Here is a 13,933-nt window from a genome sequence, read left to right on the forward strand (position 1 = left end):
ACGATAGTTGTCACAATGTCTCCATGGGGTGGACAGTCGGGCGCAGTCACCCGAGAGGCGAGGAGCGGACGATGGACGAGCGGTACGACGTGGTGGTCATCGGCGGTGGAGCGGCGGGACTCAGCGGTGCACTGGCCCTGTCGCGGGCGCGGCGGCAGGTCCTCGTGGTCGACGCGGGAGCGCCCCGGAACGCACCGGCCGGGCACGTGCACAACTACCTGGGCCGCGAGGGCACGCCACCGGCCGAACTGCTGGAGATCGGCCGCGACGAGGTGGCCGGGTACGGCGGCGAAGTGACGACCGGCGAGGTCGTCCGCGTCGAGCGGGAGGACGACGGCTTCCGCGTGGACCTGGCCGACGGGCGCGCGGTGGCCGCCCGCCGGCTGCTGCTCACGACCGGCCTGGTGGACGAGCTGCCGGACCTGCCGGGCGTGCGCGAGCTGTGGGGCCACGACGTCCTGCACTGCCCGTACTGCCACGGCTGGGAGGTGCGCGACCGGGCTGTCGGGATCGTGGCGACCGGGCCGATGGGGGTCTACGGGGCACTGCTGTGGCGTCAGTGGACGGCCGACGTCACCCTGTTCCAGCACGTCGGGCGAGCCCCGACCGAGGAGGAGCGCGAACAACTGACTGCCCGTGGCATCACCCTGGTGGAGGGCGAGGTCGCCGCGCTGGAGGTCGCCGGGGGTCGGCTGTCCGGCGTCCGCCTCGTCTCCGGCGAGGTCGTCCTCCGGGACGCGGTCGTGGTCGCACCCCGCTTCACCGCCCGCGCCGACCTCCTGGCCGACCTCGGCCTGGAGACCGTCGAGCTGGAGGCGCACGGCACGGTCATGGGCAGCTACGTCCCCGCCGACGCGATGGGCGCCACCGCGGTCCCGGGGGTGTGGGTGGCCGGCAACGTGGCCAACCTGCAGGCGCAGGTGATCGCCGCCGCCGCCGGAGGGCTGAACGCGGGCGCGGCGATCAACGCCGACCTCATCGCGGAGGACACCCGCCTGGCTGTGGCCGCCCACCGCCTGATCGGAGTCCGCTGACATGGCCGACGACCTCAGGTTCGACGAGGCATCGTGGGAGGAGCGCTACCGCGCTTCCGCGAACATCTGGAGCGGGCGCCCCAATGCCGCGTTCGTCGCGGCAGTGGCCGATCTGGCACCGGGGACGGCGCTGGATGCCGGCTGTGGCGAGGGCGGCGACGCGACCTGGCTCGCCGGCCACGGCTGGCGGGTGACGGCCATGGACTTCTCGACCACCGCGCTCGAGCGCGGCCGGCAGCGGGCGCGCGCGCAGGGCGAGGAGGTCGACGGGCGGATCGCCTGGAGGCACACGGACCTGACGGCGTGGGTGCCCGGCGAGGAGCGCTTCGACCTGGTGTCCGCGATGTTCGTGCACCTGGCGGGGGAGACGATGACCTCGCTGATCGCCCGCCTGGCCGAGGTGGTCGCCCCGGGCGGGACCCTGGTCGTCGCCGGTCACGATCCCTCCGACGAACACATGGCCGCGCACCGGCCCTCCGTTCCGGGCATGTTCTTCTCGGCGGAGGAGGTCGCGGCCACGCTCGACGCCGGTTCCTGGGACGTCGTCTTCGCAGGGTCGAGGCTGCGCCCACCGGGTGGGCACGAGCCCACCGACCTGCCCGTGCACGACACCGTGCTCGTCGCGCGCCGCCGTCCGTGACGTGTCGACATGTCGCCGTGGCGACATGTCGGCGTCAGTCCTCGGCCGGGAAGAGGGTGGCCAGGCCGAACGTCGTCGGGCGCTCGAACGGTCGCCATTGGTGCCGCGGCTGGGCCAGCCGGTCGGCGACCACCCAGAGGACGGCGGGGTCGTGCCCCATCCCGAGGTGGCTCGCGTGCACCGCGATGTTCTCGCTGCGCGGGCCCGGTTCCTGCCGGCAGGCGCGCCAGTCGACGACGCCGTCCCACCGGGAGTAGACCGCCGTGCTCGGCACCGGCAGCGGGCGGGCGAGGGACGTGCGGGAGGAGTGGATCCGGCCGGTGCCGCCCACCGGCCGCAGCCGCTGGTAGGCGCGGGCCCCGGGGCTGTCATCCATCCCGCGGTCGGTCAGCGCGAACGGTGACCCGAGCGAGATGACCTGGCGCACCTGCCGCGGCGCCCGCCGGGCCAGCCGGCGCGCGTAGATCCCGCCCATGCTCCAGCCGACGATGCTCACCGACGTCCCGTGCTCGCGGGCCAGCCGGTCGACCAGCAGCGGCAGCTCGCTCACCACCTCCTGGGTCGGCCCCCTGTTGCGGCCCAGCGCCCAGCCGACCACGGGATACCCCAGCCGGCCGAGCCAGCCGCGCAGCACGCGGGTCGAGAGGTCCGACGCCATCAGGCCCGGCAGCACGAGCACGGGGTGCGGCTCACCGCGCGGCGCCCACCGCAGCAGCGGGAGCAGGGCGGCCATGGACCCGGCCGTGGCGAGAGTCCGTGCCGGTTCCGTCGCGGCCAGGAGCGCGCGGCGGCGGGGGGAGTGCGGAGCTGGGGTGGCGGTCATGGGCCTTCCGGTGCGTTGCGGGGGTGAGCCACGGAGTGGGTGCCCACATCGGGCGCGCGCCACGCCCCCGTCAGTCGACGGCGGGCGGCAGCAGGCGCGGGGCGAACACCTCGTCGATGGGCCGCGGGCCGATGTACTGCCGGCACGTGCACGGCACCCAGCTGTGCCCGGACCAGCGACCGCGCTTGTCGAAGGTGTCCCGACGCAGCTCGGCGTAGCAGGTGGAGGTCTCGCGGTCGTGCTGGCTCAGCGCGTGCCCGCACCCGCAGAGCGGCGTCATCGGCGGAGGAGGGGCCGGACGTCGACGTCCCAGCCGACCGGCCACGAATCCGACCGCCAGCAGCGCGCCACCCACCAGCAGGCTGATCGGCTCCATGCCCCGGGCTCCCTTCCGCTCGGCTCACACGACGGTAACGCGGCGGCCGACCCGAGGGGAGCGTCGATGCGAGCCGGAGCGTCACTTCCAGGCGAACACCGGCTGCTCCAGGTGGGCGACCCGGGAGACCAGCCCTCGGCAGGCGATCCGGCAGAACTGGTGGACGATGGCGGCCGTCGGCGCGTGCACGTAGCGACCCAACAGCGGCAGCTGGATGACCGGCGCGTCGGACTCCGGGATGCGGATGAACCGCGGTTCCACGTCGAGGTCGGACAGCGGCACCTGGAACACGCTGTGCACCTCGGATTCGGCGCCGACCAGCTCACCGACGTCTCCCGCCCAGCACACGACAGGCGTCATGACGTAACCGGATCGGGTCACGTAGTCGTCGAGCAGTCCGAGGACGTCGGTGGCGGCGATGTCGAGGCCGACCTCCTCGTTGAGTTCCCGCAGGGCCCCCCCGACCGCGTCCTCGCCCGGGTCGAGCCGGCCGCCGGGCAGCGCCCACTGGCCGGCGTGGGACCGCAGGCGTGCTGCGCGCCGGGTGATGACCAGCGCGGTGCCACCGGCGTGCTCGGTCAGGCAGAGCGCGACCGCGGCCTGCTTGAGGTCCGGTCGGCGGGCCTCCCGTCGAGGGAAGCCGCGCAGGCGTTCGGCGACCGTCGCCCGGTCTGCGGCGACCGTCACTCGCTCTTCTTGCCGCGACCACTGACCGCGTCGCGCAGGTGGTCCAGGAGGCTGGCCACCGGCCCGACGGCCAACCGGACCCCCGCCTCGTTGGGGGTCATCGGGTGGGCGCGCGTCGGTGCGATCTTCTTGACCGCCTCCACCTGCTCCGCCATCTCCACCAGCTGCTCTCGGGTGAACCGGGCGCGCAGCTCGGTGAACATCCGGCTCTCCTCCTCCTGCACGTGGTGCCGGATCTCCCGGATCAGCTCACGCACGGCGTCGTCGAAGGCCGCGTCGTCGGGGTCCATGCGCTCGAGCCGCTTCATGGTCTCCTCGGCCTCTGCGTGCTCGTGCTTGGAGTGGTCGGCCTCCTCCTTGTCGATCTCCTTCTCCACCCGCGGATAGACCCGCGTCTCCTCGGCGACCGAGTGCTTGACCAACCCGATCGTGACCTCGTCGACGAGCTCGCGCTTGCGGGTCAGGTCGTCAGGTTCGGTGCGGCCGATCAGGCCTTCGAGCTCGGTGAAGATCCGGTCGAACTCGCGGTGGTCAGCGGTGAGGACGTCGACGACGTCGCGCTGGCTCTCGGTCATGGCAGCGACTCCTCGGACACGGCTGCTCCCGGGTACGGCTCCCCGGATGGGGTCGGTGTGCCCGGAGTCCGGTCCGGTCACACTCGGCGGCTCCGGATCGGCCGCATTCGCCCGAACGTGTGGTTGACCTGCTGTGTCGTGGGGCACAGCCACTACGTGGACAGTTACGCCGTCGGGTTCGCCCGGCCGGACCGCTGGTCGCAGGGACGGCCGGCCGAGAACGCCTGCCCCTGGCACGCCGTCGAGGCGCACCGCCCGCCGTCGGAGCTCGACGGGGAGGTGGAGCTCGCCGTCTGCGGGGCCATCGTGCAGGTCTGGGGATCCCAGAAGTGGGAGCGGGTCGGCGCCGGCCGCACCGCCTGCCCGGAGTGCTCGCGGATCACCGCCGCCGCGCTCACCTCGGCGCGCTGACCCGTCAGCGGGCGGGCTTGCGGCCGCTGATCGCCGACAGACCGGTGATCTCCCTGCCGACGATCAGCGCCTGCACCGAGTCGGTGCCCTCGAAGGTGAAGATCGCCTCCATGTCGGCGTGATGCCTGGCCACGTGGTTCCCCAGCAGGATGCCGTCGCCGCCGAGGATGTCCCGGGCGTCGGCGACGATCGCCCGCGCCTTGGCGGCGTGGTTCATCTTCGCCACGGAGGCGATCGCCGCGGTCATCCGCCCGGCGTCGGCGAGCGTCGACAACCGCCAGCACATCAGCTGCATCGACGTGATCTCGGCCAGCATCCGGGCGAGCTTGTCCTGCACGAGCTGGAACCCGGCGATCGGCTGGCCGAACTGCTCCCGCCGCAGGGCGTGGGCCAGTGCCAGTTCGTAGGACGCGGTCGCCAGGCCGAGCGCCCGCCACGCGACGGTGTAGCGGGTCCGGTCCAGTACCCGCGAGACGTCCGTGAACGAGTGGCAGTTGGCCAGCCTGTTCTCCGCGGGAACCCGGACGTCGGTCAGCGTGAGTTCGGCCTGCCACACCGCCCGCAGCGCGGGTCTTGCCGGTCATCACGGTGGCCTCGTAGCCCGGGGTGCCCTTCTCGACGACGTAGCCGCCGACCGCGCCGTCCTCGCCCCGGGCCCAGATGATCACGTAGTCGGCGATCGACCCGTTGCCGATCCACTTCTTCGCGCCCGTGAGGACGTATGCGTCCCCGTCCCTGCGGGCGGAGGTTTCCAGGCCGACGGCGTCCGAGCCGTGCTCCGGCTCGGTCAGGCCGAAGGCGCCGATCTTGTCCAACCGCGCCATGCCGGGCAGCCACCGCTCGCGCTGCTCCTCGTCCCCCAGCATCGCGATCGACTGCATGGCCAGGAAGCTGTGCACGCCGTAGAACGTGCCGACGCTGCCGTCGGCGCGTGCCCACTCGGCGGCGACGAGCCCCGCCGCCACCGCGCTCATCCCCGGTGAGCCGTACCCCTGCACGGTGCCGCCCGAGATCCCCAGCTCGGCGATCTTCGGCACCAGCTCGAACGGGAACTCCGCCTTCTCCCAGTACTCGTTGACCCGCGGGGTGACCTCCTTCTCGCAGAAGGCGCGCACCCGGTCGCGGATCTCGATCTCCTCGGGCTCCAGGAGCTCCTCGAGGACGTAGAGGTCAGGGGTCGGTGAGCTCACCCGCGCGACGTTACGACCGGCATGGCACGTCGCCCGACGTGCGGGAACGGCGCGGTGGAGGCTGGACCGCGCGGCGGACCAGGAGCATCCTTTCCCCATGACGGAGCGTGCCGGCGGCACGCCGGCCGACCCTGCCGACCGGCCGCTGGTGGTCGTCGACGTCCGGCCGTCGGCCTGCGGCTACCAGGCCCTCCTCTGGGCGTTGCGCGAGGCGGAGCGCCGCGATGCCACCCTCCTCGCCGTCACCGTCTGGTCCGGGGACCCGCTGCTGCCCGACGAGGGGCTCGGGGAGATGGAGCAGGCACTGGCCGCCATGGTCGAGCGGGCGGTCGACGAGACAGGTGTGCACGGCCGGACGCGCGTCGCGGCGGTCACTCATCCGGTGACCCTCTCGGACGTGGCCGCCCGGACGGGCGCCGAGCTGCTGGTCGTGGGTTCGGAGGAGGTGGCATCATGACCGAGCAGGGCGATCCGCTGGTCGTGGTCGACGAGCAGGGCGGGGACCGCGGGCCGCGGGTGGTCGTCGGCGTGGACTTCTCGACAGGTGCCCGCGCCGCACTGCTGTTCGCACTGCAGGACGCGACCCGCCGCGGCGTCCCGGTGGAGGCGGTGACCGCCTACCGGCCCCCGGACTACTGGATGGACTTCTACGCCGTCGCCAGCTACCAGCCCGACCAGATCCGCACCGCGGCCCTCGACCGGCTCCGCTCGTTCGTCACCGAGGTCCTGCCCGAGGGGCCGCAGCCGCCCCCGGTCGTGCGGCTGCACGCGTCGATGGGCGTCGCGGCCGACGCCCTGATCCTGGAGTCCCACGGCGCGGACCTGCTGGTCGTCGGCAGCCGCGGGCACGGCGGGTTCGCCAGCATGCTCCTGGGCTCGGTCAGCATGCAGGTGGCGCAGCACGCGTCGTGCCCGGTCACCGTCGTCCACTCGCCGGAGGCCCACCGGGAGCGGCTGCACCTGCGGCGGGGCCGCCAGTCCGCGGGGACGCCGGTCGGCTGACCACGGGATCCTGCCGCCGGTCGACGCCGGGGGAGCGGTAGCTTGCGCTGTCCCGAGCGCCGTCCGAGGAGTCTGCCGTGCCGTTCCTGGTCTACCGCCTGTCGCGGTTCCTGCGGCTGCGGCTGCACGGCTGGCGGCTGCCGCTGGCGGTCGCGGCGTTCGTGTTCCTCACGAGCTGGCTGGCGATGTTCCTCGTCGAGCCGGCGGAGACCGGCATCGCCGCGCCGGGCACGTACTGGTGGTACTTCGTCGTCACCTCGGCGACCGTCGGGTACGGGGACGTCTTCCCGACGTCCGCCGTCGGCCGGGTCGTGGGCCTGTACGTGATCGTCGGTGGCATCGTCACGCTCACCCTGCTCTTCACCCAGCTGGCCAGTGCCCTGCAGTCGATCCGGGGCCGACGCATGAGAGGTGTGGTCCCCCTGGACCTGTCCGACCACGTGGTGCTGCTCGGGTACTGGCCCGGGCGCACCGAGCGCATCATCGCCGAGCTGACCGCCGAGGGCCGGTTCCAGGTCGCGCTCTGCGCCTGGGACGACGTCCAGGAGAACCCGCTGCCCGACAACCCGGCCATCCACTTCGTGCGCGGGGACCTCACCAACGAGGACGTGATGACGCGGGCGTGCGTGCAGGCGGCGCGGACCGCCGTGCTCGACGGCCGCGACGACAACGAGACGCTGGCCATCGCGGTGGCGGTGGACCACGCCAACCCGGACATCCACCTCGTGGCGGCTGTCCGGGACCTGGGACGGCGGGAGAACCTGCGCTACGTCAACGAGGGCGTGCAGGTCGTGCAGTGGCACATGCCGTTCCTGCTGACCGAGGAGGCGACGGATCCGGGGATCACCCAGATCTACAACGACCTCATGAGCAGCGGCGGCCACGGCAACACGTACTCCATGCGCGTGCCGGCCGGCTTCCCGCATGCGACGTTCGGTGACTGCCAGACCCACTTCGGCCGCACCTTCGGGGCGACGCTGCTCGCGCTCCGCGGGGACCGCGACCTGGTGGTCAGCCCGCCGTGGGACACCCCGGTGCCCGAGGGGACGACGCTGTACTACGTCGCCGGCCGGCGGATCGACGTGCGGCAGCTGGCCGCGCGCCGCTGACCCGCCGGCTCAGAGGAGGCCGAAGAGCAGGGCCAGCCCCACGGCGGCACCCACCAGCAGCAGCGCCACGACGATCACCGTGGTGAGCACCGGGACGACGACCCACCGGCGCTTGAACCGCCGCTTCCGCCGCGGCTCGGCGACCGGGGGCTCGGGCCGCCGGGGCGGCGCACCCCGCTTCTCGGCAACCCGCTGCTGGGCGTTGCGCCGTCCGCCGTCGCGCTCCTCGGCCTTGCGCTCGCGCCGGCGTCCGGCGATGTCGCGGGCCACCGAGCCCAGCAGCGCCTTGGAGGCCGAGGCGAGCGCCCGCAGGTCCTCGGAGTCGATCCGCTCGACCTTGTCACCGGCCACCGGACCGGGTGCCTGCGGGGGAGGAGGGGCCGTCCACTGCGGGGGCGGGCTCCCGGGTGGCGGGCCGGCGAGCACGGCCTGCAGGTCGCGGCGCGCCTGCGAGGCCGTCGCCCGGCGGGCGGGATCCTTGGTGAGCAGTCCGCGCAGCACCGACTCGAGCGGGCCGGCGCGGAGCATCGGCGCCGGGTGTTCGGAGACGACGGACATGAGCGTCGCCATGGCCTCGCCCTTGTCGAACGGCGGTCGCCCCTCGACGCCGGCGTAGAGCGTGGCGCCGAGCGACCAGAGGTCCACCGGCGGGCGGGGCTCCTCGCCGTTTGCCCGCTCGGGCGCCATGTAGGACGGCGACCCGATGAGCGCGCCGTGGGTGGTGAGGCTGGAGTCGCCGGTGGTGGTGGCTATCCCGAAGTCGGTCAGGCAGGCATGCCCGGTCCGGTCGACCAGGACGTTGGCCGGCTTCACGTCGCGGTGCACGATGCCCGCCTCGTGCGCGGCGTCCAGGGCGTCGAGCACGTCCAGGCCGATCTTCGCGACGGCCTGCGGGTCCAGCGGACCGCGCTCCTCGACGATCTCCTGCAGGCTGCGGGCGGAGACGTGCTCCATCACCAGCCAGGGTTTGCCGTCCTCCTCGACGACGTCGTACACCCTCGCCACGTGCGGGTGGTCCAGCCTCGCGGCGGCGCGGGCCTCGCGCATCGTGCGCTCGCGCAACACCTCGCGTTCCTCGGCGCTGACGTCGACGGAGAAGGTGATCTCCTTCAGTGCCACGTTGCGTTCGAGCACCTGGTCGGTCGCCAGCCAGACGGTGCCCATCCCGCCGCGGCCCAGGACGTCGGTGAGCGCGTAGCGACCCGCGATGACGCGGTGACCGCGTCCGGTGTCAGCACTCATGATCGGGACCTACCCCGCCAAGGCGGTCAGGACTCGTCGGACGGCGCCGTGGTCTCCTGGTCACTCTGCGCCTCCAGCGCGGCCGCCAGCTCGGGGGTCTCCTGCTCGAGCGCGATGTCGCGGGGCTGCGGCAGGTCGTTCTCGGGAGCGGTCATCGCCCGAGCCTGCCCTATCCGCGCGTCGAGTGCCGGGCTGCTGTCCTCATCCGACCCCTGTGACGACAGCGGACGACACTCCGCGACCGCCGCAACGGGATCTCGGCCTGCCGGAGGAACGGGATCGGTGCAAGGTTCGAGGAGGCCTACGCTCCCGTTCCCGCCCACGCACGCCGAGAGGGACGCTCAATGATCGCCACGCCCGCGAACCCCGAGTCCGTCTTCACCTATGGGGCGCCGCAGCTGAAGTTCGGCGACGGTGCCTCGGACGAGATCGGTTTCGACCTGAGCCGGTTGAGCGTGCGCCGCGTCCTGGTGATCACCGACGCGGGGGTGGCGGCGACCGGCATCCCGCAGCGGGTGGCCGACCAGATGGCCCAGTTCGGCATCGAGGCGCGCGTCTTCGACGGCGTCCACGTCGAGCCGACCGACGAGAGTCTGGTCGCGGCGATCGACGAGGCGCGGTCGAGCGGACCGTGGGACGCCTACGTCGCCGTGGGCGGTGGCTCGGCCATCGACACGGCCAAGGCCGTCAACCTGCTGACGACCAATCCCGGCGAGCTCATGGACTACATCAACGTGCCGGTCGGCAAGGGGCAGGCGCCGACGGAGCCGCTCAAGCCCCTCGTCGCGGTGCCGACCACGACCGGCACCGGGTCGGAGAGCACCACGATCTGCGTGATGGACGTGCTGTCGCTGAAGGTCAAGACCGGGATCAGCCACGCCCGGCTGCGGCCCACGCTGGCCGTCATCGACCCGCTGCTGACCTTTTCCCAGCCGCCGGGGGTGACCGCGGCGTCCGGCATGGACATCCTGTGCCACGCGCTCGAGAGCTACACGGCGCGCTGGTACACCACCTACGACCGCAAGAAGCCGGAGCAGCGGGTGCCCTACTGCGGCTCCAACCCGATCTCGGACATGTGGTCGGAGAAGGCGCTGACCCTGCTGGCCGGCTCGTTCCGCCGGGCGGTCCGGCACGGGGACGACGCCCACGCGCGGGCGGACATGGCCATGGCGGCCACCTTCGCGGGCATGGGCTTCGGCAACGCCGGCGTGCACATCCCGCACGCCAACGCCTATCCCATCGCCGGGCGGGTGAAGGACTTCCACCCGAAGGACTACCCCGCCGGGGAGGCGATGGTCCCGCACGGGATGTCGGTGGCCCTGACCGCGCCGGAGGCCTTCCGCTTCACGTTCGACGCCGCGCCGGAGCGGCACGTCCGGGCCGCGCAGCTGCTCGCCCCGAACGCCGGACAGCCGACGAGTCCCGACCAGTTCCTGCCGATGGTGCTGACGGACCTGATGCGCGACATCGACATCCCGAACGGCATCGCCGCGGTGGGCTTCGACGAGGGGGACATCCCCGAGCTGGTCGCCGGCACGATGAAGCAGCAGCGCTTGCTGGCCACCTGCCCGCGCGAGGTGACCGACGACGACATCGCCGGGATCTTCACCCGCTCGATGTCTCTGTGGTGACCCCCTTCGGCCGCCGCTGAGCCGCAGCGGCGACGGCGCAGTGCGCCTGCCACCTCATCGAGGTCGCGGGCCGCGAGGTAGACGTCAGCCGGCAGCGGGCGTCGCCGTGGGCGTGGCGGGCGTGCCCTCGGCCGGAGGCTCCTCGGCGCACGGCTGCGCGACCGGGTCCGCCGGGTCCACCGTGCCGGTGGGCGATGCCGTCCCGGTCGTCGCCGTGCCGGCGGCCGGCGGAGGCGTCCCGGCGTCCGGCTCCACGCACGTGGGGTTCGGCACGCAGGTCGGTTCCGCGGGGGTGGTCGGATCGGTCGGCGGCACCTCGTCCGTGGCGGTCGCGCCGTCCGCGGTGCCCGGCTCGGCGGGCGTGCACGGCTCGGGCTTCGGGGGAGTGGTCGGGGTGGTGTCCGGCGGCTGAGGAGTCGTCGACGGCACGCCCGGCGTCTCAGGGGCGACGGAGGACGGCGGTTCCTCGTCCTCGTCCGGACCGTCGGTGCTCGTGCTCGTGCTCGTGCTCGGGGTCGTCGGCGTGGTCGGCGTGGTCGGCGTGGTCGGCGTCCCGGATGCACCCGGGACGACGGGCCCTGCGGGGGTCTCGCCCGTGACGACCGGCCCTGTGGCGGTCTCGCCCGGGAGGACGGGCGCTGCGGGGGCCTGGCCCGGGACGACGGGAGCGGCCGGGGGCAGCGGGTCGGCCACCGGACCGACGATCGGCACGGTCGGCTCGGCCAGGGCGACCGCCGAAGGGGTGGTGATGGTGGACAGCGCCGCCACCGGGACGAGCGCCGGCGGGAAGGCGCCGACGGCAACCGTCGCGTACCACTCGTCGAAGCCCGGGGCCACGACACCGATCGCTGGCATCTCCAGCGGACCGGCGATCCAGTCGAACTCCGTCCCCGTCGGCGACGCCTGCTCAGCGGTCCGGGTGCTGGCGGCCAGCGTGCCCTCGACCCTGGGCACGGCCGTCGTCTCGAGGATGGCGAGCAGGGCGGCGGCGGTGAGGGCGCCGGCGCTGCCGCCGAGGGCGGAGATGATCGGGAACGGGCGGTTCGGCGCGCGGTGCCTGCCCATCGACCCACTCCCATGCCTCGGTTCGGCTCCGTGCATCGTCCGGGTTACGGACGGATGCGGTCTACCGGGCGAGCCACGGTTCGGCTGGGTCGCCAGCCGCAGAGCATCCGGTTCGGCGCGTACTCGTCCGACTCGGATCGTGCGGTGACCGGGCGTGACCGGGACGAGGTCACAGGATGCTCAGCCGGGGCCGCCGCGGATCCTCGATGGCGCGTGGGGCAGGGCAAGGGCGGCGGCGGCCCGCATGCTGTGGACGCCGAGGCGCGTGCGGATGTTCTCCATGTGCTTGCGGACCGTTCCTCGGGTGACGAAGAGCTCGCGCGCGATCTCGTCGTAGGGCAGACCGGCGGCCGCCAGTGCGAGCACCTCCCCCTCCCGGTCCGTGAGGTGAGGAGCGCCGGAACGACGCCGTTGGGCGTCGCTGAGGATCTCGACCAGGTGCGGTCGGAGCAGGACCATCAGCTGGCGGTCGCGCTCGGAGAATGCGGGCCCGTCCCCGCGCATGAACTCGAAGCGGCGGGCCTCGCCGGGGGCCGCGGGCAGGCTGACGGAGATGTTGTACCGGATGTCGGGGTCGTACTCGCGAGCGAGCCGATCCCGTTCGGTCGGGCAGAGGTCGGTCGACAGCAGGATGTGGCGCAGGTCGCCCGTCCGCTGGGGCCACGAGCACGGTCCCGTCCACCAGGTCGACCAGAACTGCTCGGCCCCGCACATCGGGTCGCGAAGGTCCACCGTCTCGTGCGCGCCGTCCTCGTCGACGCCCTGGATGAGCAGCGTCTCCGAGTGCCCGAAGTCGTGGTGCTGGAAGCTCACCCACTCGTCGCAGGGGACGAGCTCCTGCAGCCCCTCGAGGAGCGCCCACGGCACCGGGTCCCCGGTGTCGTCGTGCCGCGCGTCCTCCACGAGCGCCAGCAGCAGATCGGCGTCGCCTTCCCGAAGATGACCGGCAGCCATGGCTCGTCCCCCTCACGGGATCCGGAAGCGCGCCGCCAGCCTAGGGCGACCCGAAAGGGAGGGATATAGGCCCGAAGGCGAATGTCCCCAGGTGTCCCTCATGAGGAGCGTCGGGGGCGGACACACCCGCCACCCGACAGGCGAGAACATGATCAACCCCACGACTCCAGTGCCCGAGGTGTTTGCATCCGGCCCTCACGAACCGAGCACCGGGATGGCCACGATCGTGGCTGCGGCGGCCGTCGTCGCCGTCGTGGTGCTGATGCCGGACACCGGCGCGACGGCAGGCGTCGCACGCGTCGTGACTCCTGCGTCCGCGCCGGACACACCCTGCCGCGGCGCGCCGCCCCACGCTGAGTGCTGACCAGGCGAGGTCGCGACACGGTCCTCAGCAGCCAGCCCCCGGTCCGCGCATCCCCTTCACTGCTCGCGGAACTCCCCGGCTCCGATCGCGGCCGGGGTGGAGGAGAGGGGACGCGGTGATCTGGCTGCTGCTCACGGGGGCCGGATTCGTGGCCGAGACGGTGATCATCGTGGCGCTAGGGCGCCGGGCCATGGCGAACGACGGCCAGACGGATGGGCAGGTCCGCGGGGCGACGTCGTCCGTCGCGCCGTCGGACCAGGCAGCGGCCCAGTGACTTCCCCTGGGGCGAGCGACCGCTGACGTGCCACATGGTGGACAGGCCTCGGCAGCCGCCCGGTACCGATCCCCAGATCCAGGAGGTCTCCCGTGGACCTGAAGCTCGAGGTCGTCATCCTCCCCGTCACCGACGTCGACCGCTCCAAGGAGTTCTACAAGGGTCTGGGCTGGCGTGAGGACGCCGACATCGTCGGCGGCGAGGACTTCCGCATCGTCCAGCTCACCCCGCCTGGATCGGCGTGCTCCATCAGCTTCGGCGTCGGTGTGACGACCATGGTGCCCGGGAGCCAGCAGAGCCTCCTGCTCGTCACCGACGACATCGAGGCGGCCCGCGCCGAACTGGTCGAGGCCGGCGCTCCGGTGAGCGAGGTCTTCCACGGGGCGGCGGGCCGGTTCCATCCCGACGAGCCGAGCGTGCGCCTGCCCGGGCGGGATCCCGACGCGCAGAGCTACCGGACGCACGCGGTGTTCAGCGATCCGGACGGCAACGGCTGGGTCCTGCAGGAGATCACGCAGCGCCTGCCGGGCCGCTGATCCCCGCGCGCTTTCCGTTC

General features: G+C 73.0%; 18 protein-coding genes and 1 pseudogene. 9 read left to right on the forward strand and 10 right to left on the reverse strand.

Annotated elements, in window-relative coordinates; genetic code table 11:
* Positions 1–71: 71 nt before the first annotated feature.
* Together E4P40_RS00675 and E4P40_RS00680 are read left to right on the forward strand one after the other, a co-directional pair.
* A complete protein-coding gene (locus E4P40_RS00675; protein ID WP_135156636.1) occupies positions 72–1,034 on the forward strand; it encodes an NAD(P)/FAD-dependent oxidoreductase in 963 nt (320 codons plus the stop codon).
* Between the two features lies 1 nt (position 1,035).
* Entirely contained in the window at positions 1,036–1,674 is a 639-nt protein-coding gene (locus E4P40_RS00680; RefSeq protein WP_135156639.1) for a class I SAM-dependent methyltransferase, read from the forward strand.
* Positions 1,675–1,708: 34 nt separating this feature from the next.
* On the opposite strand, the gene E4P40_RS00685 is transcribed toward E4P40_RS00680, so the two are convergent.
* From E4P40_RS00685 to E4P40_RS00700, 4 genes are all read right to left on the reverse strand, one after another.
* Positions 1,709–2,497 carry an alpha/beta hydrolase gene (locus E4P40_RS00685; protein WP_135156641.1) on the reverse strand — a complete coding sequence of 263 codons (789 nt, stop codon included), beginning with the start codon at positions 2,495–2,497 and terminating at the stop codon, positions 1,709–1,711.
* Between the two features lie 70 nt (positions 2,498–2,567).
* Complete coding sequence (locus tag E4P40_RS00690; RefSeq protein WP_135156643.1) at positions 2,568–2,873, reverse strand: hypothetical protein; 306 nt, start codon at positions 2,871–2,873, stop codon at positions 2,568–2,570.
* A gap of 81 nt (positions 2,874–2,954) precedes the next feature.
* Positions 2,955–3,560 carry a CoA pyrophosphatase gene (locus E4P40_RS00695; protein WP_135156645.1) on the reverse strand — a complete coding sequence of 202 codons (606 nt, stop codon included), beginning with the start codon at positions 3,558–3,560 and terminating at the stop codon, positions 2,955–2,957.
* The gene (locus E4P40_RS00700) at positions 3,557–4,135 is read right to left on the reverse strand and encodes a hemerythrin domain-containing protein (protein WP_135156647.1); all 579 of its coding nucleotides are present in this window, start codon (positions 4,133–4,135) and stop codon (positions 3,557–3,559) included. Before E4P40_RS00700 ends, E4P40_RS00695 begins: the two co-directional genes overlap by 4 nt.
* Positions 4,136–4,291: 156 nt before the next feature.
* On the opposite strand from E4P40_RS00700, the gene E4P40_RS00705 reads away from it, so the two are divergent.
* A complete protein-coding gene (locus E4P40_RS00705) occupies positions 4,292–4,546 on the forward strand; it encodes a hypothetical protein (RefSeq protein ID WP_135156649.1) in 255 nt (84 codons plus the stop codon).
* A gap of 4 nt (positions 4,547–4,550) precedes the next feature.
* Here E4P40_RS00705 and E4P40_RS28725 read toward each other — a convergent pair whose 3' ends face one another.
* A complete protein-coding gene (locus E4P40_RS28725) occupies positions 4,551–5,102 on the reverse strand; it encodes an acyl-CoA dehydrogenase family protein (RefSeq protein ID WP_245160073.1) in 552 nt (183 codons plus the stop codon).
* Between the two features lie 82 nt (positions 5,103–5,184).
* Positions 5,185–5,835 (reverse strand): annotated as a pseudogene (locus E4P40_RS28730) (acyl-CoA dehydrogenase family protein); the annotation flags it as partial.
* On the opposite strand from E4P40_RS28730, the gene E4P40_RS00715 reads away from it, so the two are divergent.
* The 3 genes from E4P40_RS00715 to E4P40_RS00725 all read left to right on the forward strand — a co-directional run bounded on the left by E4P40_RS00715 (position 5,834) and on the right by E4P40_RS00725 (position 7,847).
* On the forward strand, positions 5,834–6,193 hold the full coding sequence (locus E4P40_RS00715; protein ID WP_135156651.1) for a universal stress protein: 360 nt from the start codon (positions 5,834–5,836) through the stop codon (positions 6,191–6,193). The pseudogene E4P40_RS28730 and the gene E4P40_RS00715 overlap by 2 nt on opposite strands.
* The gene (locus tag E4P40_RS00720; protein WP_135156653.1) at positions 6,190–6,738 is read left to right on the forward strand and encodes a universal stress protein; all 549 of its coding nucleotides are present in this window, start codon (positions 6,190–6,192) and stop codon (positions 6,736–6,738) included. Before E4P40_RS00715 ends, E4P40_RS00720 begins: the two co-directional genes overlap by 4 nt.
* A gap of 77 nt (positions 6,739–6,815) precedes the next feature.
* Entirely contained in the window at positions 6,816–7,847 is a 1,032-nt protein-coding gene (locus E4P40_RS00725; protein WP_135156655.1) for an ion channel, read from the forward strand.
* 9 nt (positions 7,848–7,856) lie between these two features.
* On the opposite strand, the gene E4P40_RS00730 is transcribed toward E4P40_RS00725, so the two are convergent.
* Positions 7,857–9,089 carry a serine/threonine-protein kinase gene (locus E4P40_RS00730; protein ID WP_135156657.1) on the reverse strand — a complete coding sequence of 411 codons (1,233 nt, stop codon included), beginning with the start codon at positions 9,087–9,089 and terminating at the stop codon, positions 7,857–7,859.
* A gap of 26 nt (positions 9,090–9,115) precedes the next feature.
* Positions 9,116–9,244: a hypothetical protein gene (locus tag E4P40_RS29280; RefSeq protein WP_280790566.1), complete on the reverse strand. Its 129-nt coding sequence runs from the start codon at positions 9,242–9,244 to the stop codon at positions 9,116–9,118.
* Positions 9,245–9,433: 189 nt separating this feature from the next.
* Between E4P40_RS29280 and E4P40_RS00735 the strand changes: the two genes are divergently transcribed.
* Entirely contained in the window at positions 9,434–10,720 is a 1,287-nt protein-coding gene (locus E4P40_RS00735; RefSeq protein ID WP_135156659.1) for a hydroxyacid-oxoacid transhydrogenase, read from the forward strand.
* An 84-nt stretch (positions 10,721–10,804) separates the two neighbouring features.
* On the opposite strand, the gene E4P40_RS00740 is transcribed toward E4P40_RS00735, so the two are convergent.
* Entirely contained in the window at positions 10,805–11,785 is a 981-nt protein-coding gene (locus E4P40_RS00740; RefSeq protein WP_135156661.1) for a hypothetical protein, read from the reverse strand.
* A gap of 180 nt (positions 11,786–11,965) precedes the next feature.
* Entirely contained in the window at positions 11,966–12,739 is a 774-nt protein-coding gene (locus E4P40_RS00745) for a LuxR family transcriptional regulator (protein ID WP_135156663.1), read from the reverse strand.
* A gap of 479 nt (positions 12,740–13,218) precedes the next feature.
* Between E4P40_RS00745 and E4P40_RS27860 the strand changes: the two genes are divergently transcribed.
* Both E4P40_RS27860 and E4P40_RS00750 read left to right on the forward strand, forming a co-directional pair.
* Positions 13,219–13,377: a hypothetical protein gene (locus E4P40_RS27860; protein WP_167762061.1), complete on the forward strand. Its 159-nt coding sequence runs from the start codon at positions 13,219–13,221 to the stop codon at positions 13,375–13,377.
* 92 nt (positions 13,378–13,469) lie between these two features.
* A complete protein-coding gene (locus tag E4P40_RS00750; protein ID WP_135156665.1) occupies positions 13,470–13,913 on the forward strand; it encodes a VOC family protein in 444 nt (147 codons plus the stop codon).
* Positions 13,914–13,933 lie beyond the last annotated feature (20 nt).

The sequence above is a fragment of the Blastococcus sp. CT_GayMR20 genome, assembly GCF_004570345.1.